The sequence below is a fragment of the Thalassospira sp. UBA1131 genome, from assembly GCF_002311515.1.
In the GTDB taxonomy this organism is placed as follows: domain Bacteria; phylum Pseudomonadota; class Alphaproteobacteria; order Rhodospirillales; family Thalassospiraceae; genus Thalassospira.
In genome coordinates this window covers 27,900-28,556 of sequence record NZ_DCAO01000093.1, presented here as the reverse complement: position 1 = coordinate 28,556, position 657 = coordinate 27,900, and the positions used below count along the sequence as shown (strand labels likewise).

General features: G+C 51.4%; 1 protein-coding gene. It reads left to right on the top strand.

The features are described 5' to 3' along the window. Positions 1–286: 286 nt before the first annotated feature. A partial coding sequence (locus B3Z49_RS14195) for a DUF423 domain-containing protein (RefSeq protein ID WP_008890791.1) occupies positions 287–657 on the top strand: 371 nt, incomplete at its 3' end.

Sequence of the window (657 nt, the reverse complement as noted above, 5' to 3'; positions counted from 1 at the left end):
CCGGATGTGCGCCGACTTGAAGAATTCCTAAGTGAGTCAATTCATTAGGTCGTATTTGTATGATTTTTTTTGTCTTCATGTGACGACTGTCACAGAGAAGAGGATCATCGACAGGTAAAGGTATTGGTGTGGCGGACATTTAAATGTTCCGGCACATCTCCCCCAAGAGAGTTACTGGCCGTACACTTGTTGTACGGCCATTTTTTTTGCGTTTTCGCATGGCGGACGGATTTGTTGATGTCTAATCTGTTCGAAACAACTGCACTTCTTTTTTAGGGAACCTCTGATGCGTATTTCTGTGGTTATGGCCGGACTGAATGGTGCGATGGCGGTTGCGTTGGGGGCGTTTGCCGCCCATGGCATGGCTGGAAGCGAAATGGATTATGCACGTGGTCTGGTCGAGAAGGGCGCGCATTATCAGCTCGTGCATGCTGTTGCCCTGGCCGCGATTGCCGGCCTGGTTCATCATGTGCCCGATGAGAAGTTCCTGCGCATTGCCGCCTATGCAATGCTTGTTGGGATCGTTTTCTTCTGCGGGTCTTTGTACGCCATTGCCTTTGGCGGCATTTCTGCGTTTGGTGCAGTGGCCCCGATTGGCGGTTTTGCCTTTATTGGTGGCTGGTTGCTGCTTGCTGCGGCGGGATACAGACGCTTTGG